This window comes from Frigoribacterium sp. Leaf415, from assembly GCF_001424645.1.
Lineage (GTDB): Bacteria > Actinomycetota > Actinomycetes > Actinomycetales > Microbacteriaceae > Frigoribacterium.
This window is the reverse complement of the sequence record NZ_LMQR01000001.1, coordinates 648275-675251: the sequence shown is the minus strand read 5'-3', so window position 1 is coordinate 675251 and position 26977 is coordinate 648275. Positions and strand designations below refer to the sequence as shown.

Below are 26977 nucleotides of genomic sequence, written 5' to 3'. Positions count from 1 at the left end.
TCACCCCCTGGTGGTCGGTCGTGCGATGCGGTGGCCCGTGAGCCCCTGGTCGGGCGGGCGGGACGGGAGGTGGCGACCGGACCGCGTCGGGTGCGGTCCGGTCACCGGTCGGTGAGGCGGGGTGCGGCGGCCGTCGGGCCACCGGCACCCGCTACGCGATGGCGCGCTGCTTGAGCGTGAAGGTCAGCTTGCTCAGGTCGAGCGTGCCGCCCTGGCTGGCGGCGTCGGACACCGTCGAGGGCAGCTCGACGACGAAGGTCACGACGGCCGAGGTGCTCCCGGCGGACACGGGGGCGACGACGTAGCTGCCGGCCGTGCTGCCCGCGGTGACGCCGGACGGCAGGGTCGTGGCGCCGGCGGCGGTCGAGAGGGTCAGCGTGTTCGTCACGTAGGGCTTCAGGCTGCCGGTGACCGAAGCCGCGTCGTAGGTGAGGTCGGCCCGCAGGTCGTTGCCCGAGGCGGCGATGGTGATCGGCTGCGTGAACTGCAGCTTGCTGCCGGGGACGATCTTGTAGGCGGCGACCTGGGCGGTCGTCAGGGCCGTGCTCCGGCCGTTCGTGACGTCGGTCCAGCTGCCCGCCGACGACTGGGCGAGCGAGAGGGTGCCCGAGGCGACGCTGGCGGCGTTGACCTCGGTGCTGGCGTTCCAGAGGGCGAAGGTCCCGGCGCCACCGAGGAGGAGGGCGATGCCGGCGGCACCGGCGACGGCACCCTTGACGAGCTTGTTCATGTGGGTCCTGTTCCGCGCGCCGAGGCGCGCTCGAGCACCGCCGTGCACCGTCGGTCGGGTCGACGTCGGGGTGGCACACGGCGCTGCAGGGGCTGTCGGCTCCGGGTCGGGCGGCCGATCGGTGTCGTCGGGCGCCGGGCTCTCGAGGAGTTCGGGTTCTTCGGGCGGGCAGGCCGCGACGACAGATCCGACATTACGCGGTCCCCCAAAGTGCCGACAGGCCATCCATGCCGATGCATGCACCCAGTTGGGGGGACAAAACGGACCGTGACGTCTGTCGGCGACAGGGTGGACACCGGTTTGTACCCCGAAAGACGCGATCTGCACCCCGATCCGCCCCCGGCGCCCCGACCAGGGCCCGGGTCGTGTCCGGGTCGGGACCGGGCGGGCCAGACCGGGTACGGTCGACAGCGTGGCGACAGCATACGAACCCAGAGTCGGGCGGATCCCCATCACGGGCCTCACCCCGACGACACCCGACCGAGTGTTCCCGACGAAGGCCTTCTCCGGCGAGGTGGTCACCTTCGGGGCGACCGTCTTCCGCGAGGGCCACGACCTGATCGGGGCCGACCTCGTCACGATCGACCCCGAGGGCGCCGAGACCCGGCACCGCATGGTCGCCGGCATCCCCGGCACCGACCGGTGGACGGCCCAGGTGCAGCTCGAGACCGAGGGCGACTGGGCCTGGCAGGTCGAGGCCTACACCGACGACTGGGCCACGTGGCTGCACGCGGCCGAGATCAAGGTGCCGGCCGGGCTCGACGTCGAGGTCACATTCGCCCTCGGCAGTCGGCTGCTGACGGACGCCGTCGACGAGTACCCCGACACGACCCTCATCCGCGACGCGGCCAAGGCGCTCGCGAACCCCGCCCTCTCCCCCGCCTCGCGCCTCCGCGTCGCCACCGACCCGCGCCTCGCCGCGGTGCTGCTGGTGAAGCCGCTCGCGAGCCTCGTCACCCGCAGCGCCCCCGAGGCGCTCCGCGTCGAGCGGAGCCGCGCCGGCCTCGGCAGCTGGTACGAGTTCTTCCCCCGCAGCGAGGGCGCCCGCAAGCAGGCCGACGGCACGTGGAAGAGCGGGACGTTCCGCACCGCGGCCCGCCGCCTGCCGTCCATCGCCCGCATGGGCTTCGACGTCGTGTACATCCCGCCCGTGCACCCGATCGGGACGACGTTCCGCAAGGGGCCGAACAACTCGCTGACCGCCGGCCCGGCCGACCCGGGCTCGCCCTACGCCATCGGCTCGGCCGACGGCGGGCACGACGCGGTGCACCCCGACCTCGGCACCGTCGCCGACTTCCGCTGGTTCGTCGACGCCGCGAAGAACGCCGGCCTCGAGCTCGCCCTCGACCTGGCGTTGCAGTGCTCGCCCGACCACCCCTGGGTCACCGAGCACCCCGAATGGTTCACGACCCTGCCCGACGGCACGATCGCCTACGCCGAGAACCCGCCCAAGAAGTACCAGGACATCTACCCCCTGAACTTCGACAACGACTACGAGGGCGTGAGCCGCGAGGTGCTGCGCATCGTGCGGCACTGGATCGAGCTCGGCGTCACGATCTTCCGCGTCGACAACCCGCACACCAAGCCGGTGCGCTTCTGGGAGTGGCTGCTGCACGAGATCCGGCAGACGAACCCCGAGGTGGTCTTCCTCTCGGAGGCGTTCACGAAGCCGGCCATGATGCAGGCGCTGGCGCAGGTCGGGTTCCACCAGTCGTACACGTACTTCACCTGGCGCAACGAGAAGTGGGAGCTCGAGGAGTACCTCGACGAGCTGTCGAAGGAGACGAGCGCCTGGCTGCGCCCGAACTTCTTCGTCAACACGCACGACATCCTGACGCCCTACCTGCAGTTCGGTGGGCCCGCGGCCTACAAGATCCGTGCCGCGATCGCCGCGACGGCCTCGCCGACCTGGGGCGTCTACTCGGGCTACGAGCTCTTCGAGGACGTGGCGCGACCGGGCAGCGAAGAGAACATCGACAACGAGAAGTACGAGTACAAGCCCCGCGACTGGGCCGCCGCCGAAGAGGCCGGGGCATCGCTGGCGCCGTACCTGACGCAGCTCAACCGCATCCGCGCCTCCCACCCGGCCCTGCGTCAGCTGCGCAACCTCGAGATCCACTCGAGCGACGACGAGTCGATCCTCGTCTTCTCGAAGTACCTGTCCCGTGCGCACACCCGCAGCGGACGCGCCGACGGCATCATCGTCGTCGCGAACGTCGACCCGCACTCCGCGCGCGAGACGACCGTCCACCTCGACGTCACGAAGTTCGGTTTGCAGCCCGGTGGCACCTACACCGTGCGCGACCTCATCACCGGTCAGTCGTGGACCTGGGGCGACGACAACTACGTCCGACTGGACGCCTTCGTCGAACCGGTGCACGTCCTCTCCGTCGACCTCAACCGAGCCCCGTAGGAGCGACCCGATGACCACCACTCCCCCGACCGGCCCCGACGCCGGCCACGACCAGGGCACCGACACCCGGGTCGACCCCGCCGTGGCGAGCGACGCCGACGGCCTGTTCTCCCTCGGCGACGACGAGGTCTTCTCCGCCGCCACCGGCACCCACGGCCACCCGCACGCCGTCCTCGGCGCGCACCCCCGAGCCGGCCGCACGGCCGTCCGCGTCGTCCGACCGCTGGCCGAGACGGTCACCGTGACCGGCGCCTCCGGGTCGTCCCTCACGCTCGAGCACGTGGCCCACGGCCTCTGGCAGGGCGTCACGAGCGAGCCGGTCGGCGCGTACACGATCGAGGCGACCTACCAAGGAGGCGCGGCGTGGGTCTCCGACGACCCCTACCGTTTCGCCCCCACCGTCACCGAGTTCGACCTGTACCTCTTCGGCGAGGGCCGCCACGAGCAGCTCTGGAAGATGCTCGGCAGCCACGTGCGCCAGCACGAGGGCGTCACCGGCACCTCCTTCGCCGTCTGGGCGCCGCACGCCCGTGCCGTCCGCGTGAAGGGCGACCTCAACGGCTGGAACGGCGAGCGGCACGCGATGCGCCGTCTCGACGGCAACGGCGTCTGGGAGCTCTTCGTGCCCGGCGTCACGGACGGCATCTACAAGTACGAGGTGCTCACCCCCGACGACGTCTGGGTCGAGCGCGCGGACCCGATGGCGCGCACCTCCGAGGTGCCGCCGCTCACCGGCTCGGTCGTCACGAAGGCCGCCCACGCCTGGGCCGACGACGCCTGGATGGCCTCCCGCGCCGAGAACGACGTCCACGCCGGCCCGATGAGCGTCTACGAGCTGCACGTCGGCTCGTGGCGCCCGGGGCTGAACTACCGCGAACTGGCCGACCAGCTGATCGAGTACGTCGGCGAGCTCGGCTTCACCCACGTCGAGTTCATGCCGCTCGCCGAGCACCCCTTCGGCGGCTCGTGGGGCTACCAGGTCACCGGCTACTACGCCGTGACCAGCCGCTTCGGCAGCCCCGACGACCTGCGCTACCTGATCGACCGCCTCCACCAGGCCGGCATCGGCGTGATCATGGACTGGGTGCCCGGCCACTTCCCGAAGGACGAGTGGGCCCTCGCGAAGTTCGACGGCCGCGCCGTCTACGAGCACTCCGACCCGCGCCGCGGCGAACAGCCCGACTGGGGCACGCTGGTCTTCAACTTCGGCGACTCGCAGGTGCGCAACTTCCTCGTCTCGAACGCCCTCTACTGGCTCGAGGAGTTCCACATCGACGGGCTGCGCGTCGACGCCGTCGCCTCGATGCTCTACCTCGACTACAGCCGCAACGAGGGCGAGTGGCTGCCGAACGAGTTCGGCGGACGCGAGAACCTCGAGGCGATCAGCTTCCTGCAGGAGGCCAATGCCACGGCCTACAAACGCCACCCCGGCATCGTCATGATCGCCGAAGAGAGCACGAGCTGGCCCGGCGTCACCCGCCCGACCAGCGAGGGCGGCCTCGGCTTCGGCATCAAGTGGAACATGGGCTGGATGCACGACACCCTCGGCTACGTCGCCGAGGACCCGCTCTACCGCTCGCACCACCACGGCGAGATCACCTTCTCGTTCGTGTACGCGTTCAGCGAGAACTTCATGCTGCCGATCAGCCACGACGAGGTCGTGCACGGCAAGGGGTCGCTGCTCACCAAGATGCCCGGCGACCAGTGGCAGAAGCTCGCCAACCTGCGCGCCTACCTCGCGTACATGTGGGGCCACCCCGGCAAACAGCTGCTCTTCATGGGCAGCGAGTTCGGGCAGCCCGGCGAGTGGAGCGAAGAACGAGGGCTCGACTGGTGGATCCTCGACCAGCCGGCGCACCAGGGGCTGCACGGACTCGTGTCGCGCCTCAACGAGGTGTACCGCGACGAGCCGGCGCTCTGGGCGCACGACTTCGACACCGACGGCTTCGAGTGGATCGACGGCGGCGCCGCCCAGCACAGCGTCGTCGCGTTCCTCCGCAAGTCCGGCTCGGGCGACTCGGTCGCCGTCCTGGCGAACTTCTCGGGTGAACCGGTGCGCATGCGCTTCGGCCTGCCCGAGGCCGGCCGGTGGGACGAGATCCTCAACACCGACGCCGAGGTCTACGGCGGTTCGGGTGTCGGCAACTTCGGCGGCGTCACCGCGACCGACGACCCTTGGGCCGGACGCCCCGCCGCGGCCGACGTGCAGTTGCCGCCGCTCGGCGTCGTCTGGCTCAAGCTGCGCCGCTGAGCCACGGCCCCTCCACGACGGAACCCCCGCCACCCTTCCGGGTCGCGGGGGTTCCGTCGCTCACGCAGGAGGCGCGGCTCAGTACAGCAGCATCGCCAGACGACGGCGGGCGGTCGCCACCCGGGGGTCGTCCACCCCGACGATCTCGAAGTACTCGAGCAGGCGGGCCCGGGCGGCGTCACGCCCCTCGGGGTCGAGCGAAGGGAAGACGGTCAGCACACGGTCGAAGGCGTCGTCGATGTGCCCACCGCTGAGGTCGAGGTCGGCCACGTCGAGCTGGGCGCCGAGATCGGTGGGGGCGGCCGCGGCCGCCGCCCGGACGTCGGCCAGCGACGCGCCCTGCAGCCGCTCGAGCAACGACACCTGGGCGAGACCGGCCACGGCGAGCTGGTCACGAGGGTCCTGCGCGATGGCGGTCTTGTAGGCGGTGATCGCCGCGGCGTAGTCCCCCCGGTCGATCGCGTCGTAGGCGTCCTGGTGGTGCGGGGGCAGCGGCTCCGGCTCGGGCTCGACCTCGTCGGCCTCGCCCGCCGGGGCGCCGTCGACCACCGCCGTGCCGGTCACGCCGTTCTGCGCGGCGAGCTCGAGCACCTGCTCGAAGACGTCGCGCACCTGGGCCTCGGGCAAGGCCCCGACGAAGAGCTGGACGGGCCGGCCGCCGATCACCGCGGCGACCGCCGGGATCGATTGGGCCTGGAAGGCCTGCGTCAACTGGGGGTTGGCGTCGACGTCGACCTTCACGAGCAGCAGGCGGCCGGCGTACTCGCCGACCAGCTTGTCGAGGACCGGCGAGAGCTGCTTGCACGGGCCGCACCACTCCGCCCAGAGGTCGACGATCACCGGGACGGTGTTGCTGATCTCGAGGACCTGCGTGAAGGTGGCGTCGGTCGCGTCGAGCACGAGGCCCGGCACCGCGACCTGACCGGCGGCCGGGGCCGGGGCGCCACCCGCGCCTCCTGCGGTCGCGCCTTCGACGTGCGACCCGTCGGACGGGCCGGCCGGGGCCGGGGCCGGCGGGCGGTTGACGAGCGACGAGAGGTCGACGGCGCCGCGGAGACCCGCGGGGACGGGGGGAAGGTTGGTCATGGCAGCTCCTTGGCAGAGGTGAGGGCCTGGCTGAAACCGAGCAGGACGATCGGGTCGTCGCTGCCGACGGGCGGGACGGAGAACAGGAGCTCGACGCCGTAGGTCGCCTCGATGCCCTTCGACGACTCGTCGAGGCCCAGCAGGGTCTTGACGGTGCCCTCGGGGTTGACCTTGGCGCCGGTGGCCGTCGGCTTGACGGTCTCGATCTCGTTCAACGCGACCGAGACGATGGCTCCGGCGTCGTTGGTGGCGAACGCGACCGGGGTCTCGTCGTCGGCCTGCGACGTGTAGTCGATCGACGCGGTGGTCGGCAGGGCCGCACGCTTGGCGTCCTTGTAGCCCTTGCCGATCTTCTCGCGCAGGGTGTCGCCGTCGGTCTGGAACTGGGCGGCATACTGGCTCTCGTCGCCGTTGCGCAGGATGTCGCCGTAGGCCTCGGCGAGCTGGTCGGGCTGGAGCTTGAGCAGCTTGACGTCGGGCGAGAGCCTGGCGGCGCCGATCGACGCGGGGGCGACCGTCAGGGGGGTCTGCGTCTGGAGGCTGACCGCGTACTCGACCTTGTACGGGTCTCGGGCGGTCTCTTGTTCGAGCGTGAGGGCGACGGGTGCGACGCTCGTGTCGGCGTCCTGCACGACGACGAACGCCGACCGTGGCCACGAGTCGGCCTGCTGCGGCAGCGTGAGCGTGACGGTGCCGGTCGGGATGGCCAGGGGGGCGGCGGCCGCGGCGTCCTTGGAACGGATCGTGTAGTTCGCCTGGCGCTGTTCGAGGGCCGGACCTGTGAAGCGGGTGGCCGCGAGGTCGGCGTTCAGCGAGGCGTCGGCCTCGGTCGCCGTCGCCGAGATGCGTTCGACGATGCGCTTCGCCTGGGCGACGCTGATCACGGGGGGCTGCAGCGCGTTGCCCGTGTCACCTGGTTCCGTGCCGTCGGTCGAGGTGGGCGTCGGGGTCGGGGTGGCCGAGTCGGAACCCGCCGAGGGCGCTTGCTGGGGCCAGTAGTCGGCGGTGCACGCCGACAGGGCGAGCGACGAGACCAGCACGATCGGCGCGACGGCGACGAACCGACGGATGCCGCGGGCCCGACCACGGCCGGGTGCGAGCGTCTCCGTGCCGGCGGCGTCGAGCGCCTTGACCGCCTTGCGGCCGGCCCGGCGCGACAGGCGGGGTCGCTTCCCGTCGCCCGAGCGTCGACGCGGGCCGCGCGTGCGGCGGTGGTGCAGGATCGCCCAGACGTACAGGCCGATGCCGATCAGCAGGACCACGAGGCCGCCGACGATCAGCGGGCCGGCCAGGGGCGTCGCGGTGGAGAGAGGCCAAGTGATGCGGACGTCGGCCGGGGCCGGCTGCGTGCCGTCCGAGACGATGACGAGCGAGACGTCGTCGGGTGCGTCGAGCGAGAAGGTGAGGTCGCTGCCGGTGAACTGGTCGAACCAGAGGTCGGAGTCGGTCGGGTCGGGGACCTCGGCGGTGTCGCCGGCCACCGTGCGGCTGGCGAGTTCGCCGGTGGTCTCGTCGTACTCGACCTCGTTGTAGCTCGCGTCACCCACCCAGCCGAGCACGTCGGACGTGCGGCCGTAAGCGGCGAACGCGGTGTCGCCACCGGAGACCGACACCGTCTGACGCCCGTCGTGGCCGTGCAGCGCCGAGGCCGGGACGACCGTGACGGTCGCGTCGGAGTCGCTGGTGTCGACCTGGGACGACACGCTCGGCGGGGGCGCGAAGACGGTGCGTTGGGCGAAGCCCAACGCCACCATCACCGCCGCCAGGACGACGACGACGACTGCGACGATGAAACGCACGTTTCTCTCCCTCCGAGCCACCATCCCGGTCGGGGCGCCAGGAACCGTCGTGGTCGACGACGGGCCTCGCACGAGCCTGGCCAGGAGGCCGGGCGCGGCAGCAGAATTTAAGACGGCTCAGCGTATCCGACGAGACTGAGAGGCGCCTAACCCGTCGGTCGGCGTCCGTCGAGGGCCTCCCACTAGCATCGTGTCGCGGGCCGCGCTCCCCTGGCCCGAACCCTGCACCGAAGGAGACACCGTGGCCGCTGACGAAGCCGATTTCGGCATTGAACTCCGGGGCTACCGCAAGGACGAGGTCGACCGCGTGCTCGGCGACCTGCGGCGCGAGCTCATCAAGGCCAACGCCGACCGGGCCGACCGGGCGAGCGAGGTCGCGTTCCTCCAACAGCGGGTGGACGAGATCCGTGCCGAACTCGAAGAGGCCGGCACCCCCACGTACTCGGGCCTCGGCAGCAAGCTCGAGCAGACCCTCCGCCTGGCCGAACAGCAGTCCACCCTCCTGATCAGCCAGGCCGACATCGACGCCGAGGCCCTGCGCTCGTCCTCCACGTCCGAGGCGAAGCGTCTGCTCGACGACGCCACCGAGCGGGCCGCGGCCGTGCTCGACGACGCCCGGGGCCGTGCCGCGGCGCAGGTCGCCGAGTCCACCGCCGACGCCGACCGTCTGGTCGCGCGCGCCAAGGCCGAGGCACGCGACCTGCTGCAAGAGGCGCAGCGCGACGCCATCTCGATCCGCGGCTCGGCGGCGACCGAGGCCGCCCAGAACGTGTCGACGGCGCGACGTGAGGCCGCCGCGCTGCGGGCCGAGGTCGAGCACGAGGTCGCCGAACAGCGGGCCTCGGTCGCCCGCGACCTCGCCGAGGCCCGCGACGAGGCCGAGACGCTCGCCGCCGACACGCGCGAGGCCCGAGCCGTCTTCGAGAGCGACTCCGAGCGCCAGCGCGCCGACCTCGACCGCGAGGGCGTCACGGTCCGCGCCGAGCTGGCCCGGCTCGACGAGACCACCCGTGCCGACCTCGACGCCGAGGTCGGCGCCCGCCGCGCCGAGCTCGAGCGCGAGATCACGGCCGCCCGCGCCGAGCTGGCCGACGACGTCGCGGCCCAGCGCGCCGAACTCGAGCGCGACGTCGCCGCGGCCCGCGCCGAGCTCGCCCACGAGGTCGCCGAGACCAGGGCGCTCCTCGCCCGCGACGTCGACGCCACCCGTGCCGACCTCACCGACGAGGTCGAGTCCACCCGGGTCGAGCTCGAGCGCGAGATCGCCACCGGTCGCGACCGCCTCGCGGCCGAGATCGCGCAGGGCCGTGCCGAACTCGAGAAAGAGGTGGGTGACGCCCGCACCGAGCTCGACCGCGAGACCCGGCGTCGCCGCGACGATCTCGACCTCGCCGAGACCACGTCACGCGAACGCATCGAGCGGGTCACCGTCGAGACCGACGAGCGCCTCACCCGCGAGAGCGAGGCGCAGGCCGACCGTCTCGCCCGCGAGGACGCCGACCGGCGGGCCGAACTCGCGTCCGAGATCGAGCAGGCCCGCGCCGAACTCGCCGCCGAGACCGCCGAGGCCCGTGCCGCCCTGGCGGACGAGACCGAGGCCCAGCGCGCCCGGCTGGCCGCCGACGACGTCCGGGTCCGGGCCGGGCTCGAAGCCGACCGCGAGCGGGCCACGGCCGACCTGCGTCGCGACGTCGACCAGGGACGGGCCGACCTCGAGGTCGAGCTGCTCGCCCGTCGCGACGAGGCCGAGGTCGAGCTCACGCAGCGACACCAGCAAGCCGTCGCCGAGACCCAAGAGCTGCTCGACTCGGCGGCCGAACAGCTCGCCGAGGCCACCCGTCGCGCCACCGACGTGCGGCGCGAGGCCGACGAGCTCGAGCGCAGCGCGAACGAGTACGCCCGCACGACGCGGACGGACGCCGACGAGACGGCCCACGAGGTCCTCACCAACGCCGACGAACGCTCGCGGTCGATCCTGGCCGACGCCCAGCAGCGGGCCGACGACATCGTCGGCGACGCCGAGGAGCGTCTCGCCGAGATCACGCGCGAACGCGACGCCGTCGCCGACTACTTCGAGAACCTGCGTGGCATGATCGGACAAGTCGGCGGCGGTACGCCAGAGTAGGACGACAGGCCGTGTCGGGCAGTCGGTGCCGCCGTGGCCTCGACCGGCCCGCGCCGTCGACAGGAGCCCGCCCGTGAAGATCCACAACCCGTTCCGCATCGGTCTGCTCGCGGGCCTGGGCGTGCTCGTCGCCCTCGTGATCGGGGGCGCCGTCGGCCAACTCTCGACGATCCTGACCTACGTGGGCGCGGCCCTGTTCATCTCGCTGGGTCTCGACCCGATCGTCTCGTGGCTCGAGAAGCGCCGGGTGCCCCGGGGCATCGCCATCGTGATCGTCCTCGTGGCGGTGGTCGGCGCCTTCGTCGGCGTCGTCTTCGCGATCGTGCCCGTCATCGTCCAGCAGACCACGAGCCTGATCGAGGCGCTGACCTCGTACCTCCAGAGCGTCACCACCCAGCAGTTCGTCGACAACCTGCAAGAACTCGTCCCGCAGAACGTCTTCGACGTGCAGAACGCGCTCGACTCCATCGTCGACTTCCTGACCAACCCCGACAACGTCGTCACGATCGGCGGCGGAGTCCTCGCCGTCGGCGTCGCGATCGGCAACGGTCTCTTCGGCACGGTCGTCGTGGTCATCCTGACGATCTACTTCACCTCGTCGATCAACAGCGTCAAGCGCGCCCTGTACCAGCTCGTCCCGGCCTCGAAGCGTGCCACGTTCGTCGACATCTCCGAACAGATCAGCCAATCGGTGGGTCGGTACGTCATCGGGCAGTTCACGCTCGCGGCGCTCAACGGCATCCTCAGCTTCGTGTTCCTCACCATCATCGGTGCCCAACAGCCGGCCGTCTTCGCGTTCATCGCGTTCCTCGGTTCGATCATCCCCCTCGTCGGCACCATCAGCGGGTCGGCGATCATCGTGCTGGCGCAGATCGCTCTGTTGCCCCAGTCACCGGCCACCTGGGTCACCGCAGCCGTCTACTACCTCGTCTACATGCAGGTCGAGGCCTACCTGCTGAGTCCGCGCATCATGCGTCGGGCGGTCCGCGTCCCGGGCGTGATCGTGGTCATCGCCGCCCTCGTCGGGGGCACGCTGCTGGGCGTGCTCGGCGCCCTCATCGCCATCCCGGTCGCCGCGTCGATCCTGCTGATCATCCGCGAGGTCTACGTGCCGCGCCAGAACCAGCTCTGAGGCGCATCACACCCGCCCGCCGTGCTCCACGGTCGGCGACGCGGGCCGCCGTCCGGCAGCCGTGCCGTCAGGAGGCGCGGGGTGGCCAGGTGGACGGCAGCGGCAGGGCACCGGGGGCGACCCGGCCGACGATCTCGGTCAGCACGCGGCTGGTCTGCTTCTCGCCGACCCAGAGGTGCTTGCCGCCCTCGACGGCGACGACCTCGGCCTCGGGCACGAGGGCGAACCGTCGTCGCGCCTCGTCGGGCCGCAGGTAGTCGTCGAACTCGGGCACGACGGCGACCACGGGCCGCCCGGAGCCGTGCCAGGCCGCGAGCTCGGCATCGGACGTGCGGTGCAGGGGTGGAGACAGCAGGACGACGCCCGCCACCTCGACGTCGAGACCGTGCTTCAGAGCGACCTCGGTGCCGAACGACCAGCCCACCAACCACGGGGTGGGCAGACCCCGATCACACACGAAGGCCACGGCGGCGGCGAGGTCGGCCGCTTCGGCCACTCCCTCGCCGAACTCACCCTCGGACCGCCCGCGGGGGGATGACACCCCGCGGAAGTTGAACCGCAGCACGGCGAGGTCGGCCAGGGCCGGCAGGCGCGCCGCGGCCTTGCGGATGACGTGGGAGTCCATGAACCCACCGGCGGTGGGCAGGGGGTGCAGCGCGACGATCGTGCCGACGGGCTCACGGTCCGCCGGGAGGCTCAACTCGCCCACCAACGTCAGACCGTCGCCGGTGTGCAGTTCGACGTCTTCGCGGCGCGCGGGCAGCAGGACTCCCCCGCGGATGTCGAGGGCGTCGGTGTCGGGGGTCGTCACGAGATCCTCCAGCAGTGGGTGTGCCAATGGCGGCGCGCCGCCAGGTCGTCCTCGGCACCGAAGAGCCCGTCGGCGCGCCACGCCACGACGTGCGGTGTCGAGGGAGCGATGCCCAGCGAACAGCCGGGGCAGACGTATTCTTTGACGGCCGACGACGCCGAGACCGACTGCACGTTGAACGAACGCCCGTGCTTGGTCTCGACCGTCAGACCGCCGAACGAGGCACGGCTGATGTCGTACGCCTCGTCGGCCTCACGCCGGTCGCGGGAGCGACGGGAGCGGTTGCTGCGGGGCATGACCACCAGCGTAGCAACGGCCCTCGGGGTCGAGGGCCGTGCGACGGGTCAGTACCAGTTGTTGGCGACGGAATGGGCCCAGGCACCACACGGTGTGCTGTAGCGACCACCGATGTAGTTGAGCCCCCAGGTGATCTGCGTCGCCGGGTTGGTCTGCCAGTCGGCGCCGACGGAAGCCATCTTGCTGCCGGGCAGAGCCTGCGGAATGCCGTACGCACCGCTCGACCGGTTGGACGCGTAGACGTTCCAGCCGGACTCTTTCTGCCACAGGGACACGAGGCAGTCGTACTGGTCGGAACCCCAGCCACGAGCGGCCACGAGTTCTGCGGCGACGGCCTTGGCGCTGCCCGGGTCGGGCGTACCCGCCACCGGAGCAGCAGAGGACTTCTTGGCCGCGCCGGACGTCGCACTCGAGGAGGCCTCGGGCTTCTCGGTCTCGGCCACCACGACGGGCGGAGGCGGCGGCGGGACGTATTCGGTGACGCCGTACGCGTCTCGGTCGGCGACCGTGACGGCGGCACCGGCGACGGTGAGGGTCTGGCCGGGGGCGGTCAGCACGGATGCGGCGCCGGGAACGGTCGTCGCGGCCTCGGCACCGGCCAGCGGGCTGACCAGGGATGCCGACACGAAGGCGAACGACGCACAGAAACCGACGAGAGGCAGGACGACCCGTCGCGGGACGCCCGGTCGACGAGCGGCCGAGGCGGTGTCACGGGCGGGGCCGGTGAACGCGAGCGGACCGGCTGCGGGACGACGGACGACACTCTGCGAAGCCGGCACGCGGACGCGTCGACGGGTCGAGGGTCTTTCGACCGCGGCCGGGTGCTCTCGTCGAGAGGGACCGGGGGTCGGATTCGCTGCGTGCCTGCCCATGAGTTCGTCCAGGGTAACCGATGAGACGCCGGAGGGCCAGGGACGACGCGTCAGCGTGTCGGGATGCAGCCCGCCGCCGTGCGAGGCAGAGGCCGTGGACGTCAGCGGACGGCGAGCATGACGTCGACCACCGTGTCGAGCAGCAGGTCGACCTGGCTCTCTCGGTAGCCGCCGCGCTTGGCCCGGAAGACCGATGCCCGGACGTCGTCGATGCTGAGGGGGCGGCCGTCGGTGAAGTAGCCGTGCAGGCGACGGGTGAGGCGATCGACGTCTCGCGGGTGGTAGCCCGTCGTGAGGATGCCGACCCGGTCGAACCGGTGACCCTGCGGTCGCTCGAGCCGGGCCACGATGTCCTCGGCCCCGGACCGCGCCGTCGAGAACCACGTGGACTCGGCCCCCGACGAGACCGCCCGTTCACGCTCGCGACTGGCGAAGGCGTCCTCGAGACGTTCGAGCGCGGCGTCGACGTGTGCCGTCGAGTACCCGTTCTTGGTCAACCCGAAGGCCGTGCGTCGGATGCGGGCGGAGTCGATGCCGAGGCTGGTGTCGCCGGCGTAGGCCTTGCGGGCCTCGTCCAGGAACGCGTCGACCTCGTCGACGTCGTAACCCCGCTTGCCCTTGGGAACGATCGGGAATGTGCTGCTCACGGCCACCATCATGCCGCATGGCCCGATGGCAAGCCGCTGGACGCGCGGCCCGTCACCCTCGGCGGCGAGCCCCTAGGCGAAGAGCAGGTAGAGACCGTAGGCCGCGGCGGCCGACGGCAGCGTGCTGTCCAGCCGGTCGAGGAAACCGCCGTGACCGGGCAACCAGGTGCTGATGTCCTTGATGCCGAGGTCCCGCTTGATGAGCGACTCGGACAGGTCGCCGATGGTGGCCGTCACGATGATGACGCCGCCGAAGAAGAAACCGAACCACCACGGCTCGTCGAGCAGGAAGACCGACAGCAGCACGGCCGCGACGAGGCTGGCGGCCACCGAGCCGGCGAAGCCTTCCCAGGTCTTCTTCGGGCTGATGCGGGGAGCCATCGGGTGCTTGCCGAAGTTGAGCCCGGTCGCGTAGGCGCCGGTGTCGACCGCGATCACGACGATGAGCGCCGACAGCGTCCACCACTGGCCGTCGGGGCGGGCGGCCATGAGCACCATGAAGCTGCCGAGGAACGAGCAGTAGATCTGGACGAACGCCCCGGCACCCAGGTCGCGACCGAGCGAGGAGGCGCCGGCTCGGTGCGAAGGACGGGCCGTCTCGACCAGGCGCCACAGCGAGACGACGACGATGCCGCCGACGAGAGCGGCCCACTGGCCGCCGGCTCCCCCGTAGAAGGCCGCGGGGACCACCGCCACACCGGCCAGGACGCTCGGCAGGCGGGGCACGTCGCGGCCGGCGAAGCGGAGGGCGCTGGCGAGCTCGAAGCACAACGAGCCGATCAGGGCCGCGGCCACGATCATGAAGAACGCCTTGACGAAGATCAGGCTCAGCAGCACCGCCGCCCCGAGGAGCACGCCCACGGCGATGGCGGCCGGCAGATTGCGACCGGTGCGCGCCGTCAACTTCTCGTTGCGCGAGTCGAGGCGTGCCTTGCCGGCCCGTAGTTGGTTCTCGATGTCGTGCCGTGCCGCCTGCGCACGAGCGTCGAAGTCGGCACGGCGGCTGCCGAGGGTACTCTTCTGAGCCGGTGACGAGTCGTCGGGGCCGGCGCCGTCGGGTCGCTGTCTCATCAGACCTCGAGCAGCTCCGCTTCTTTCTTCTTCAGCGCGTCGTCGATGGAGTCGATGTAGCCCTTGGTGATCGACTCGAGTTCTTTCTCGGCACGAGCGACCTCGTCGTCACCGACCTCGGTCTTCTGCGCGTCGAGCGCCTCTTTCGACTTGCGACGGACGTTGCGCACCTGGACCTTGGCGTCCTCGCCCTTGCTGCGGACGAGCTTGACGAACTCTTTGCGACGCTCTTGCGTCAGTTCGGGGATCGTGACGCGGACGATGGTGCCGTCGTTCGTCGGGTTGGCCCCGAGGTTCGGGAAGGTCGCGATGGCCTTCTCGATCTCTTTGAGGGCCGTCTTGTCGTACGGCGTGACGATCATCGTGCGCGCCTCGGGCACCTGCAGCGAGGCGAGCTGGGCCAGCGGCGTCGGCGTGCCGTAGTAGTCGATCGGGATCTTCTGGAACAGAGCCGGGTTGATGCGGCCGGTCCGCACCGTGCCGAAGTCGTTCTTGGCGGCGTCGAGCGCCTTGTCCATCTTCTCGCGCGTCTCGGTGAGTACGTCGTTGATCGCCACTGGTGCTCCTTGTTCGGTTCGCGGTCGAGTTTAGTCGTCTAGTTGCTGACGATGGTTCCGATGCGTTCGCCGCGGATGGCGCGGGCGATGTTGCCCTCGCCTTCCATGCCGAACACGTGCATGGGCATGCCGTTGTCCATGCAGAGGCTGAAGGCGGTCGAGTCCACGACCTTGAGCCCCTGCATCAGTGCCTCTTGGTACGTGAGCTGGTCGAGCTTGACCGCCGACGGGTCGTGGCGGGGGTCCGCCGAGTAGACGCCGTCGACGCCGTTCTTGGCGACGAGGACCTCGGAGGCCCCGATCTCGAGGGCTCGCTGGGCCGAGACGGTGTCGGTCGAGAAGTACGGCAGACCGGCCCCGGCACCGAAGATGACGACGCGTCCCTTCTCGAGGTGCCGCTCGGCACGACGAGGGATGTAGGGCTCGGCGACCTGGGTCATCGCGATGGCGGACTGGACACGCGTCGCGGCACCGGCCTGCTCGAGGAAGTCCTGGAGGGCGAGGGCGTTCATGACGGTGCCCAGCATGCCCATGTAGTCGGCCCGGCCCCGGTCCATGCCGCGCTGACTGAGCTCGGCACCGCGGAAGAAGTTGCCGCCGCCGACCACGATGGCGATCTCGACGTCGGTCGCCGCATCGGCGATCTCGCGGGCGATGGCGCCGACCACGTCGGGGTTCACGCCGAGCTGGCCGCCGCCGAAGGCCTCGCCCGAGAGCTTCAGCAGGACGCGTCGTCGTCCGGTGGTTTCCGATGTCATGCGAGTCTCCGTCTCGTCGTGGCCGTAGCCAGGTTAGCGAGTTCGGGCTGGTCGCCGTCCGTCGCCGCTGATGCACCCGACGTCGTCACCTCGGCCGGGCACGGGAACGGGGCCCGAGACACGTTCGTCTCGGGCCCCGTCACGGTGCTGCTTAGGCGCCGACCTTGATGCGGGCGAAGCCCGTGATCGACAGTCCGGCCTCGTCGACGACCTTCGCGACCGACAACTTGTTGTCCTTCGCGTAGGCCTGGTCGAGCAGGGCGATCTCCTTGAAGAAGCCCGTGAGGCGACCCTCGATGATCTTGGGCAGGGCCGCTTCGGGCTTGCCCTCGTTCTTCGCGGTCTCCTCGACGATGGCACGCTCCTTGTCGACCTGCTCGGCCGGCACCTCGTCACGCGACAGGTACGTCGGCGCGGCGAAGGCGATGTGCTGAGCGATCGAACGAGCGGTCTCGGCGTCGTCACCCGTGTAGCCCACGACCACGCCGACCTGCGGGGGCAGGTCCTTCGAGGTCTTGTGCAGGTAGATGGCGAACTGCTCGCCCTCGATGCGGTTGACGGTGCGCAGTTCGACCTTCTCGCCCATGAGCGCGGCCTCGTCGTTGACGAAGGCCTCGACGGTCTGGCCACCGATCGCGGCGGCGTTGCCCTCGGCGGCGCTGGAGGCACCGGCCGCGTGGACGGCCTCGAGGACCTGGTCGGCCAGGGCGACGAACTTCTCGTTCTTCGCGACGAAGTCGGTCTCGCTGGCGAGCTCGATCAGCGTGGCGTAGCCCGAGCCGGGCTTCGCGGCGACGAGACCCGCGGTGGTCTGACGGCCCTCGCGCTTGGCGACGCCCTTCAGTCCCTTGACGCGGAGGATCTCGACGGCCTTCTCGATGTCGCCGTCGGCTTCTTCGAGGGCGTTCTTGCTGTCGACCATGCCCGCGCCGAGGCGGTCACGGAGGATCTTGACGTCAGCGATGGTGTAGTTGGCCATGTGTCTGACTTCCTTTCGTGGAGTCGGAAGGGTGGAGGAGGACTACTTCGAGTCGGCGTCGGCCGGCTCGGCGGCGGTGGCCTCGGTCGCCTCGGCGACGGGCTCGACGACCGGCTCGCCCAGGGGCTTCGCGGCGACCTGTGCGTCGGCGTCGTTCTCCTCGACGGGGGCCTCGGCGACCGGGGCCTCGGCGGCGGCGTCAGCGGCCTTGGCCTCGCCCTGCGCGAGCAGCTCGGCCTCCCATTCGGCCATGGGCTCGACGGGCTGGTCGGCGTCCTCGGGCTTCTGGTGACGCTGCACCAGGCCCTCGGCGGCGGCGTCGGCGACGATGCGCGTCAGCAGGCCGACGGAACGGATCGCGTCGTCGTTGCCCGGGATCGGGAAGTTGATCTCGTCGGGGTCGCAGTTCGTGTCGAGGATGCCGATGACCGGGATGCCCAGCTTCTTGGCCTCGTCGATCGCGAGGTGCTCTTTCTTGGTGTCGACGACCCAGAGGGCGGACGGCGTCTTGGTCAGGTTGCGGATTCCGCCGAGCGTCTTGTGCAGCTTGTCGAGCTCACGCTTCTTGATCAGCAGTTCCTTCTTGGTGAAGCCCTGCGTCGTGTCGTCGAAGTCGATGTCTTCGAGCTCTTTCATGCGGGCGAGGCGCTTCGAGACCGTCTGGAAGTTGGTCAGGAGACCACCGAGCCAGCGCTGGTTGACGAAGGGCTGGCCGACGCGGTTGGCCTGCTCGGCGATGGAGCCCTGGGCCTGCTTCTTGGTGCCGACGAAGAGGATGGTGCCACCGTGGGCGACCGTCTCTTTGACGAAGTCGTACGCCTTGTCGATGTACCCGAGCGACTGCTGCAGGTCGATGATGTGGATGCCCGAGCGCTCGGCGAGGATGAAGCGCTTCACCTTCGGGTTCCAGCGGCGGGTCTGGTGTCCGAAGTGGACGCCGCTGTCGAGCAGCTGGCGGATGGTGACGACGGCCATGGTCGTTCTCCTTGATTCTGGGCGCACCCGCGGGTGCGCCTGCTTGTCGGTTGTCGGGCGACCGGTCGGTCGCCACTGCCTGGTGCCCGGGCACACGTCCGCCGATCACACCGTGAGGCGCGTTCGGACCGAATGGACGTGGAGGCCGGGAGCGGCGCGAGGCGACCAGGTCGCCTCGACGTCGGTGCGTCCGAGGACGCACAGGGCACGCGAAGTCAGCCCGCTGAGCAGGCTGCATCGTTCATGTTAGCACCACCACGGACCCGAGGAGGCGGTGGTCGCCACCCGAGGACGGCGACCACCGCAGGCTCGCACCTCGGCTACGAGCGGCGGCGACCGAGGCCGAGCAGACCGCGTTTGGGGACCCGCGCCTCCTCGAGTCCGTAGTGGTCGCCGAAGTCGTCGCGCAGCTGCGTGCGACGCGCCCGCAGGACACGTCGGTGCTCGGCGTCGAAGGCCCGGAAGGTCGCGACGCAGATGCCGATCATGACGACGCTGAACGGCAGTGCCGTGATGATCGCGGCCGTCTTGAGGGCGTCGAGCCCGCCGGTGACGAGCAGGGCGATGGCGACGAGGGCCGTGACCACGGCCCAGAAGATGCGGACCCAGGTCTTCGGCTCGGTGTCGCCGCCGGTCGAGATCATGCCGAGGACGAGCGAGCCCGAGTCGGAGGACGTGATGAAGAACAGACCGATCAGCAGGATGGCCCCGAAGACCGCGATCGAGCCGCCGGGCAGGCCCTGCAGCATCTCGAAGAGCGCCCCTTCGGTGTCGACCGAGCCGTCGGCGCCCACGAGGCCGCCGCCCCCGAAGACCTCACGGTAGAGCGCGGCACCGCCCATGACGCTGAACCAGAGGAAGGTCAGCAGCGTCGGCACGACGAGCACGCCGACGACGAACTCGCGGACCGTGCGGCCCTTCGAGATGCGTGCGATGAAGATGCCGACGAACGGCGCCCAGGACATCCACCACCCCCAGTAGAAGGTCGTCCACGCCCCCTGCCAGGCCTCGCCCTCGGCCCCCGAGAAGGCGCTCACCGTGAAGGTCAGGCCGACGACGTTCTGCAGGTAGTTGCCGAGCGACTGGACGAAGTCGCGCAGCAGGAAGAGCGACGGGCCGCTGACCAGCACGAAGACGAGCAGCAGGGCGGCCAGCACGATGTTGATGTTCGAGAGCCACTTCATGCCCTTGGTGACCCCGCTGACCAGGGAGAAGATCGTGACGCCCGTGATGGCCGCGATCAGGATCACCTGGATCACCAGGGTCGGCTCGGCGATGCCCGCGGCCGAGAGTCCGGCCGAGATCTGCAGAACGCCGAGACCCAGCGACGTCGCGACGCCGAAGAGCGTGCCGACGACCGAGACCACGTCGATGACGTTGCCCCAGAGACCGTCGATGCGGCTGCCGAGCAGGGGTTCGAGGGCGTACCGGATCGACACCGGACGGCCACGACGGTGGATCGCGTAGGCCATGCCCAGCCCCACCACGATGTAGATCGCCCACGCGTGCACGCCCCAGTGCAGGTAGGTCTGGCTCAGGGCCTGGCCGGCGAGCTGGTTGTCGTCGCCGGTCACGCCCGGGCGCGGACTCGCGTAGTGGCTGAGCGGTTCGGCGACCCCGTAGAACACCAGGCCGATCCCCATGCCGGCGGCGAAGAGCATGGAGAGCCACGAGAGGCGCGAGAACTCGGGCTCGTCGTCGTCCTTGCCGAGCTTGATGTCGCCGTAACGGCTGACGCCCATCCACAGGGCGAAGACCACGAAGACGGCCGCGAGCAGCACGTAGTACCAGCCGAACGCCCCCACGATGCCGCTCTGGATCGACCCGAACAGGCCCTCGGCCACGGTCGGAAAGGCCATGGCGAAGACGACGAAGCCGAGGATCACGGCCGCTGCGGGCCAGAAGACCCACGGGGCGAAGGCCCTCCGGCGGGGCGTGACCAGCGCCTCCTGGGTGTGGTCGCGGGCGGCGCTCGTCGCGTTGCCGGGTGTCTCGTCGGCGTGCGCGACCGGTGTCGCGTCGTCGGCGTGGCTCATCGGAAGTCCTCTCAGAATGCGAACGTCCCGCCCAGGATCTGGACGGGACGTGCATCGATTCTGCCAGGCTCAGGCCTTCGCGGACCGCCCCGCGTCGGCCTGGACGGCCGACGTGCCCATCTCTTCGAGCGAGCGGCCCTTCGTCTCGGGGATCTTCGCCAGGACGAAGAAGAACGACACGAGCGCGAAGAACGCGAAGATGCCGTACGACAGCGTGAGGCTGAGGGCGGCCAGGGTCGGGAACGACACCGTCACGATGAAGTTGGCGATCCAGTTGGCCATGCTGCCCACGCCGAGCGCCGTGGCACGGATGCTGTTCGGGAACATCTCGCCGAGCAGCACCCACATGAGCGGGCCCCACGTGGCGCCGAACGACACGACGAAGAGGTTCGCGGCGACGAGCGCCACCGGCCCCCAAGCACCGGGCAGCGAGGGGTCGCCGCTTGCCGAGGTGGTGGCCTGGCTGAACGCCAGGGCGGTGACGGCGAGGCTGACGAACATGCCGATCGAGCCGGTCAGCAGCATCGGCCGGCGACCGACCTTGTCGACGAGTCCGATCGCGATGAAGGTCACCGCGACGTTGACGATGGCGGTGATGGTCGAGATGAGGAACGAGTCCTCTTCCTGGAAGCCGACGGCCTGCCACAGGGTGGTCGAGTAGTAGAAGATCACGTTGATGCCGACGAACTGCTGCAGCACGGCGAGGATGATGCCGACCCAGACGATGGGCTGCAGACCGAAGCGGGTGCCACGGATCGACGACTTCTTCTCGAGTTCGGCCTCGGTGCGGATCGAGTCGGTGATCTCTTTCAGGCTCGTCTCGACCGTCTCGGCCGGGACGATCGACCGCAGGACCTTCTTGGCCTCGGCCTCACGCCCGTCACCGGCGAGGTACCGCGGCGACTCGGGCAGACGCCAGGCGAGGATGCCGTAGACGACCGACGGGACGATGCCCACCAGGAACATCCAGCGCCAGGCGGCGAGACCGAAGAGCGACGGCTCGGAGGCGCCGCCCGCCGTGACCGCGAAGAGCTGGTCCGACAGCAGGGCGGCGAAGATGCCGAGGGTGATGGCGAGCTGCTGGAACGACGCCAGACGACCGCGGATGGCCTTGGGCGACACCTCGCTGATGTAGGCGGGGGCGATGACCGACGCGATGCCGATGCCGAGGCCGCCGATGACGCGCCAGAGCACGAGGTCCCAGACGGCGAAGGCCGCGGCGGCACCGATGGAGCTGATCAGGAACAGACCGGCACCGATCAGCATGACCTTGATGCGGCCCATCTTGTCGGCGAGACGGCCGGCGACGTAAGCACCGATGGCGCAACCGATCAGGGCCGAGGCGACCGCGAAGCCCGAGGCGAACTCGGTGAGGCCGAACTCGTCGGTGATCGACTGGACGGCGCCGTTGATGACGGACGAGTCGAAGCCGAACAGGAACCCGCCGATGGCCGCCGCCACGGCGAGCGCGGTCACCCGCCTGTTCAAGCTTTTCGTCGTTGCAGTGGTGTTCGACACCTGTACTCCTTCACGGCTCGAGGAGCAGGGCTCGTGGCCACGACTCCCCCACAAACGGTGTGCACGGGGTGTTCATGCACGGGTGAACCTTACGCCTCGCCGAGAAAGCTTGCGCGACCGGCACGGTGCCGGTATGCGTTCATTCCCTCCACGGTCGATCCGCCGCCTCGCCTCCGCCTCGACGACGATCCTGGCGATCGTCGCGGCCGGGGCGTTCGCGCCCGCCCCGGCGGTCGCGTCGCCTCGGGCGGTGGGGGCAGGAGGCGCGGTGTGGGCCTGGCCCGTCGCCTCACCCCACCCGGTGGTCCGCCCCTTCGTCGGGCCGCCGAACCCGTGGTCGCCGGGGCACCGCGGCATCGACGTCGGAACGACCGAGGGCTCGGTCGTGATCGCTCCGGACGACGGGGTGGTGCACTTCGCCGGGGTCGTGGTGGACCGGCCGGTGCTGTCGATCGCCCACTCGGGCGGAGTGCTGAGCAGCTTCGAGCCGGTGGTGGCCGACGTCGCGAAGGGCGACGTCGTCACGCGGGGGCAGACCGTCGGTGTGCTCGAGCCAGGGCACTGCGCCGACCGGCCGTGCCTGCACCTGGGGGCGCGCATCGACGGCGAGTACGTCTCGCCCCTGGTGTTCCTGGGTGGGATCGAACCGTCGGTGCTGCTGCCGACGCGGCCCCGCTGAACAGGGGCCGGGCCGGGCCGGGCCGGTGACCGTGGGTGCGCGGGGCCTCGTCGGGCAGGGTGGGCGCCGTCAGGCGCGCGGGTGCGCCGAACGGTAGCTGTCCCGCAGCCGGTCGGTCGAGACGTGCGTGTAGATCTGCGTGGTGCCGAGACTCGCGTGGCCGAGCAGCTCCTGGACGGCCCGGAGGTCGGCGCCCCCGTCGAGCAGGTGGGTGGCCGCCGTGTGCCTCAGCGCGTGCGGCCCCGCCGGTCCCCCGCCCGGGAGGTCGGCGAGCAGCCCGGCGACCAGCCTGTAGACGGCCCGCGTGCCGAGCCGGCCCCCGGTCGCCCCCACGAAGAAGGCGGCGTCCGTGGCCGGGGTGACGAGCGTCGGGCGGGCGAGTTCGAGGTACCGCCCCAGAGCCGCGGCCGCCGGCACCCCGAACGGCACGACGCGCTGCTTCGCCCCCTTGCCGGTGACCCGCACGGTCAGGCGTCCGAGGTCGACGTCACCGAGGTCGGCTCCGACGAGCTCGGACACGCGGAGGCCCGCGCCGTAGAGCAGTTCGACGACGGCGAGGTCCCGACGCGCACCGGGGTCACCCGTGTCGGCACGGACGGCGAGGGAGGCCAGCAGGCCGTCGACCTGGTCACGGGTGAGGACGCGGGGCAGACGGCTCTCGGGCTTCGGTGCACGCAGCCGCGCACCGACGTCGACCGGCGTCCGGTCGGTCTCGTCGAGCCACCGGGTGAAGGCCCGGACGCTCGCCGACCGCCTCGCGAGGGTGGCCCGGGCGAGCCCGGCCTGCGTGCCCTGCCAGAGCCAGTCGCGCAGCAGGTCGAGGTCGAGGTCGCCCACCTCGCCCGGGCGGCCGAGCCGGTTCTCGGCGAAGACGACGAGCGAGTCGAGGTCGGCCCCGTACGACCGCACCGTGTGGTCGCTGAGCCCCCGGCCGTCGTGCAGGTGGTCCGCGAACCGTTCGACCTCGCCCAGGAGGCGCGTCACGGCAGGGCCCGCCCCTCGCGTCTCGACCCCGGCCCGTGCATGCCGACAGGCTAGCCATCGCGGCGCCCCCTCACCCGTCGCCACCCCGACCCGTACCGTCGGACAGCACCCGAGAGGTCGAGTTCGGCGACCACGTCGCGGACGGTCTCGAGCGACAGACCGCTCGCGACGGCCAGTTCGTCGGTCTCGCGGGTCGCCGTCGTGCTGAGGGCGTCGAGCACCCGCATCGTCGCGGGGTCGAGACGCCGCCCCCGGTACGACGCCACGACGAGGTCGGTCGACACCCCGGCGAGTGCGACGACCTCGTCGGGACTCGTCACGCACTCGGCCAGACCGGATCGGATCAGGCCGTGACAGCCCACGGACGACGGCGAGGTCACCGGGCCGGGCACGGCCCCGACCGGACGACCGAGCGACTGGGCGTGGGCGGCCGTGTTCAGCGACCCCGAGCGCCCGCCGGCCTCGACGACGACGGTCGCGGCCGTCAGGGCCGCGATGAGTCTGTTGCGTTGCAGGAAGCGCCACCGTGACGGCTTGCCCCCGCAGGGGGCCTCGGAGATCATCAGGCCCGTCTCGATGATGCGTCGCAGCAGGCCGTCGTGCCCGGCCGGATAGAGGTGGTCGACTCCCCCGGCCATGACCGCCATCGTCGTCGCCGACGCGGCCAGGGCCGCCCGGTGGGCGGCACCGTCGATGCCGTAGGCGGCACCCGAGACGATCGCGAGGCCTCGGTCGGCCACGCCGTCGGCGAGCTCTGCCGACACCTGCTCGCCGTAGGCCGTCGCCGCCCGCGAGCCGACGATCGCGATGCTCGACGCCGGTGTCGGAACCGGCGCCGGACCTCGCGCCCAGAGGGCCACGGGCGCGTGATCGCCGAGCTCGTCGAGGACCGCGGGCCAGAGCGGGGAGCCCGGCACGAGCAGCCGCGACCCCACCGCTGTCGCCGTGTGGAACGACCGGAGGATCACGCTGGTCTCGAGTCGCGGCCGCCATCTCTTCAGCGCCCGGACGAGGTCGAGCCGCTCGACGTCGTCGAGGGTCGCCCCGGCCTCGACCAGGGCCCCCGCGAGGAGACCCGGGCGGGGTTCGTCGTGACCGACCGCCGCCTCGAGCACGACGCGGAGCCCCACGGTCGGCCCCAACGTCGACCTGACGACCCCACCCACCGCGTCCCCCGGTTCGACCACCCCCGTCCAGGCGCCCAGGGCGAAGGCCCGGACGGCCTGCGCCTCGCTGAGATCGTCGGGCCTCGGCAGGACGGGCCGCACGAGATCGGCCAGCTCGGCGGGGGTCGCCCGGAGCAGGTCGCTCACAGCGATCGCCGCATGCTCAGGGCCCGCACGACGTGACGGCGGACGGGGGCGGGTTCGTCGTCGAGGTCGGCGAGGGTCCAGGCGACGCGCAGCACGCGGTCGTAGCCCCGCATCGTCAGGGCACCGGTCTCGAGAGCTCGGTCGACGGGCTGCGAGTCCGCCACGGCCAGGCGATTCGCCGGGTCACGCAGCCAGGTGCCCGGGACCTCGCCGGACAACCGCCAGGGCGTGCCGTCGAGCCGACGGACGGCACGGTCGCGTGCCCGGTCGACGCGGTCGCGGGCCTGACGCGTCGTCGTCGGCACGACGTCGGCCGAGGCGCGGAACTGCGACGAGCTGATGCGGGCCACCCGCAACTGCAGGTCGATGCGGTCGACGAGCGGCCCGGAGAGCTTGCCGAGGTACCGACGCCGCTGGTGCGGGGAACAGCTGCAGTCGGAGTCGCGGGAACCGTACTGCCCGCAGGGGCACGGGTTGGCGGCGGCGACGAGTTGGAACCGCGCCGGGAAGCGGGCCACCGACCGCGATCGGTGGACCACGGTCTCGCCCGATTCGAGGGGCTGGCGGAGGCAGTCGAGGACCGTCTGCTGGAACTCGGGCGCCTCGTCGAGGAACAGCACGCCGCGGGTCGCCCTCGACGCGGCGCCGGGCCGGATGACCCCGCTGCCGCCGCCGACCAGGGCCGCCGCGCTGCAGGTGTGGTGAGGTGCCTCGAACGGTGGACGCCGGTCGAGGTCGCCCGTGACGGCGACCCCGGCCAACGAGCGGATCGACGCGACCTCGAGGGCCGAGTCGGCGTCGAGGTCGGGCAGCAGACCCGGCAGGCGGGCCGCCAGCATGCTCTTGCCCGCGCCGGGCGGGCCCACCATGAGGAGGTGGTGACCGCCGGCCGCGGCGACGACGAGCGCCTCGACGGCGTCGACGTTGCCGATGACGTCAGCGAGGTCGAGTTCGGCCGGCACCGCCGGTTCGGAGCGCGATCTCGTGATGGCCTCGACCGGTTCGGGTTCGAGACCCGCGCCGTGCCAGATCGCGGCCTCGCGGAGGCTCGGCACGGCCACCACGCGGATGCCGGGCACGAGGGCGGCCTCGTCGGCGTTGTCGGTCGGCACCATGACGGTGGTGGCCCCTGCCCGACGCGCACCCAGCACGGCGGGCAGGACGCCGTCGACGGGGCGGAGTCGGCCGTCGAGACCGAGCTCGCCCAGGTGGACGACGCGTTCGACGGACTCGGCGGGAACGACTTCGGCTGCGGCCAGCGCCGCGATGGCGATCCCGAGGTCGAAGGACGACCCCTGCTTGGGCAGCGAGGCCGGTGACAGGTTGACGGTCAGCTTGCGCGCCGGCAAGGCGCACCCGGAGTTCGTCGCGGCCGACCGCACCCGGTCGCGGGCCTCGCCCAGCGAGGTGTCGGGCAGACCGATGATCACGAACGCGGGCAACCCGGCACCCATGTCGGCCTCGATCTCGACCAGGGCGCCGTCGACCCCCAGCAGGGCGACCGCCCTCGTCCGCGCCACGCTCATGCTCCGGCCCCTCGGACGTGGTCGATGCGCTCGTGCCCCGCGCACCGCTCGACCGTGATGCCCACCACGTCGATGCGCAACCCCCGGGGCGTCGTGGAGGGATGCGCCTGGCACCAGGCCCCCGCCAGCCGTCGCAGACGCGCCAGCTTGGCCGGCGTCACGGCCTCGAGTGCGTGGCCGTAGCCGGTGCCCGACCGCGTCTTGACCTCGACGACGACGAGTTCGTCGCCGTCCAGGGCGACCACGTCGATCTCGCCCTCGCGACACCGCCAGTTGCGCTCGACGACCCGCATGCCCTGCGCCTCGACGTACTCGGCCGCGACGTCTTCGCCGCGCCGACCCAATTCGTCCTTCTTCGCCATGTCTGACCTCCTGCCAGCAGGCTGGCGGAGGCCTGCCCCTCGGAGGGTGGGCGGGA

23 protein-coding genes are annotated in these 26977 nt (G+C 71.2%); 5 read left to right on the top strand and 18 right to left on the bottom strand.

Going from position 1 to position 26977, the window contains the following annotated elements; genetic code table 11:
* Positions 1-151: 151 nt before the first annotated feature.
* Positions 152-730, bottom strand: a complete 579-nt coding sequence (locus ASG28_RS03155; RefSeq protein ID WP_054145598.1) for an alternate-type signal peptide domain-containing protein — start codon at positions 728-730, stop codon at positions 152-154.
* A gap of 412 nt (positions 731-1142) precedes the next feature.
* Here ASG28_RS03155 and ASG28_RS03150 point away from each other — a divergent pair, with 412 nt between their 5' ends.
* Both ASG28_RS03150 and glgB read left to right on the top strand, forming a co-directional pair.
* On the top strand, positions 1143-3143 hold the full coding sequence (locus ASG28_RS03150) for an alpha-1,4-glucan--maltose-1-phosphate maltosyltransferase (RefSeq protein WP_082454300.1): 2001 nt from the start codon (positions 1143-1145) through the stop codon (positions 3141-3143).
* Positions 3144-3153: 10 nt separating this feature from the next.
* On the top strand, positions 3154-5394 hold the full coding sequence (gene glgB / locus ASG28_RS03145; RefSeq protein WP_082454298.1) for a 1,4-alpha-glucan branching protein GlgB: 2241 nt from the start codon (positions 3154-3156) through the stop codon (positions 5392-5394).
* A 78-nt stretch (positions 5395-5472) separates the two neighbouring features.
* On the opposite strand, the gene ASG28_RS03140 is transcribed toward glgB, so the two are convergent.
* Both ASG28_RS03140 and ASG28_RS03135 read right to left on the bottom strand, forming a co-directional pair.
* Positions 5473-6480, bottom strand: a complete 1008-nt coding sequence (locus ASG28_RS03140; protein ID WP_055971918.1) for a tetratricopeptide repeat protein — start codon at positions 6478-6480, stop codon at positions 5473-5475.
* Complete coding sequence (locus ASG28_RS03135) at positions 6477-8279, bottom strand: hypothetical protein (protein ID WP_055971915.1); 1803 nt, start codon at positions 8277-8279, stop codon at positions 6477-6479. Before ASG28_RS03135 ends, ASG28_RS03140 begins: the two co-directional genes overlap by 4 nt.
* A gap of 241 nt (positions 8280-8520) precedes the next feature.
* On the opposite strand from ASG28_RS03135, the gene ASG28_RS03130 reads away from it, so the two are divergent.
* Together ASG28_RS03130 and ASG28_RS03125 are read left to right on the top strand one after the other, a co-directional pair.
* Positions 8521-10404 carry a hypothetical protein gene (locus ASG28_RS03130; protein WP_157485624.1) on the top strand — a complete coding sequence of 628 codons (1884 nt, stop codon included), beginning with the start codon at positions 8521-8523 and terminating at the stop codon, positions 10402-10404.
* A 73-nt stretch (positions 10405-10477) separates the two neighbouring features.
* On the top strand, positions 10478-11536 hold the full coding sequence (locus ASG28_RS03125; protein ID WP_055971909.1) for an AI-2E family transporter: 1059 nt from the start codon (positions 10478-10480) through the stop codon (positions 11534-11536).
* A gap of 67 nt (positions 11537-11603) precedes the next feature.
* On the opposite strand, the gene ASG28_RS03120 is transcribed toward ASG28_RS03125, so the two are convergent.
* The 11 genes from ASG28_RS03120 to ASG28_RS03070 form a co-directional block, all read right to left on the bottom strand.
* Positions 11604-12347 (bottom strand): alpha/beta hydrolase, encoded by a 744-nt coding sequence (locus ASG28_RS03120; RefSeq protein ID WP_235477500.1) that lies wholly within the window; start codon positions 12345-12347, stop codon positions 11604-11606.
* Positions 12344-12643, bottom strand: a complete 300-nt coding sequence (locus ASG28_RS03115) for a hypothetical protein (RefSeq protein WP_043596338.1) — start codon at positions 12641-12643, stop codon at positions 12344-12346. Before ASG28_RS03115 ends, ASG28_RS03120 begins: the two co-directional genes overlap by 4 nt.
* 48 nt (positions 12644-12691) lie before the next feature.
* Entirely contained in the window at positions 12692-13423 is a 732-nt protein-coding gene (locus ASG28_RS03110; RefSeq protein WP_235477499.1) for a transglycosylase SLT domain-containing protein, read from the bottom strand.
* A gap of 194 nt (positions 13424-13617) precedes the next feature.
* Positions 13618-14172 carry a DivIVA domain-containing protein gene (locus tag ASG28_RS03105; RefSeq protein ID WP_055976778.1) on the bottom strand — a complete coding sequence of 185 codons (555 nt, stop codon included), beginning with the start codon at positions 14170-14172 and terminating at the stop codon, positions 13618-13620.
* Between the two features lie 63 nt (positions 14173-14235).
* Positions 14236-15234, bottom strand: a complete 999-nt coding sequence (locus tag ASG28_RS03100) for a phosphatidate cytidylyltransferase (RefSeq protein WP_082454296.1) — start codon at positions 15232-15234, stop codon at positions 14236-14238.
* On the bottom strand, positions 15234-15752 hold the full coding sequence (gene frr, locus ASG28_RS03095; protein WP_054145670.1) for a ribosome recycling factor: 519 nt from the start codon (positions 15750-15752) through the stop codon (positions 15234-15236). Before frr ends, ASG28_RS03100 begins: the two co-directional genes overlap by 1 nt.
* Before the next feature lie 77 nt (positions 15753-15829).
* Positions 15830-16549, bottom strand: a complete 720-nt coding sequence (gene pyrH / locus ASG28_RS03090) for a UMP kinase (protein ID WP_055971906.1) — start codon at positions 16547-16549, stop codon at positions 15830-15832.
* A 151-nt stretch (positions 16550-16700) separates the two neighbouring features.
* Entirely contained in the window at positions 16701-17528 is an 828-nt protein-coding gene (gene tsf / locus ASG28_RS03085; RefSeq protein WP_043596332.1) for a translation elongation factor Ts, read from the bottom strand.
* Positions 17529-17570: 42 nt separating this feature from the next.
* Positions 17571-18503: a 30S ribosomal protein S2 gene (rpsB, locus tag ASG28_RS03080; RefSeq protein ID WP_055971902.1), complete on the bottom strand. Its 933-nt coding sequence runs from the start codon at positions 18501-18503 to the stop codon at positions 17571-17573.
* A 320-nt stretch (positions 18504-18823) separates the two neighbouring features.
* Positions 18824-20539, bottom strand: coding sequence for a BCCT family transporter (locus ASG28_RS03075; protein ID WP_055971899.1), 1716 nt, complete (start codon positions 20537-20539; stop codon positions 18824-18826).
* A gap of 69 nt (positions 20540-20608) precedes the next feature.
* Positions 20609-22057: a sugar porter family MFS transporter gene (locus tag ASG28_RS03070; RefSeq protein ID WP_055971896.1), complete on the bottom strand. Its 1449-nt coding sequence runs from the start codon at positions 22055-22057 to the stop codon at positions 20609-20611.
* Between the two features lie 133 nt (positions 22058-22190).
* On the opposite strand from ASG28_RS03070, the gene ASG28_RS03065 reads away from it, so the two are divergent.
* Positions 22191-22736 carry a murein hydrolase activator EnvC family protein gene (locus ASG28_RS03065; RefSeq protein ID WP_055971894.1) on the top strand — a complete coding sequence of 182 codons (546 nt, stop codon included), beginning with the start codon at positions 22191-22193 and terminating at the stop codon, positions 22734-22736.
* Between the two features lie 69 nt (positions 22737-22805).
* Here ASG28_RS03065 and ASG28_RS03060 read toward each other — a convergent pair whose 3' ends face one another.
* From ASG28_RS03060 to ASG28_RS03045, 4 genes are read right to left on the bottom strand one after another with little or no spacing between them, the layout of a single operon-like run.
* Complete coding sequence (locus tag ASG28_RS03060) at positions 22806-23720, bottom strand: tyrosine recombinase XerC (RefSeq protein WP_082454294.1); 915 nt, start codon at positions 23718-23720, stop codon at positions 22806-22808.
* Positions 23721-23770: 50 nt separating this feature from the next.
* Positions 23771-25033 carry a DNA-processing protein DprA gene (gene dprA / locus ASG28_RS03055; protein ID WP_082454292.1) on the bottom strand — a complete coding sequence of 421 codons (1263 nt, stop codon included), beginning with the start codon at positions 25031-25033 and terminating at the stop codon, positions 23771-23773.
* Positions 25030-26559 (bottom strand): YifB family Mg chelatase-like AAA ATPase, encoded by a 1530-nt coding sequence (locus ASG28_RS03050; protein WP_055971891.1) that lies wholly within the window; start codon positions 26557-26559, stop codon positions 25030-25032. Before ASG28_RS03050 ends, dprA begins: the two co-directional genes overlap by 4 nt.
* Complete coding sequence (locus ASG28_RS03045; protein ID WP_055971888.1) at positions 26556-26921, bottom strand: YraN family protein; 366 nt, start codon at positions 26919-26921, stop codon at positions 26556-26558. Before ASG28_RS03045 ends, ASG28_RS03050 begins: the two co-directional genes overlap by 4 nt.
* Positions 26922-26977: the final 56 nt, after the last annotated feature.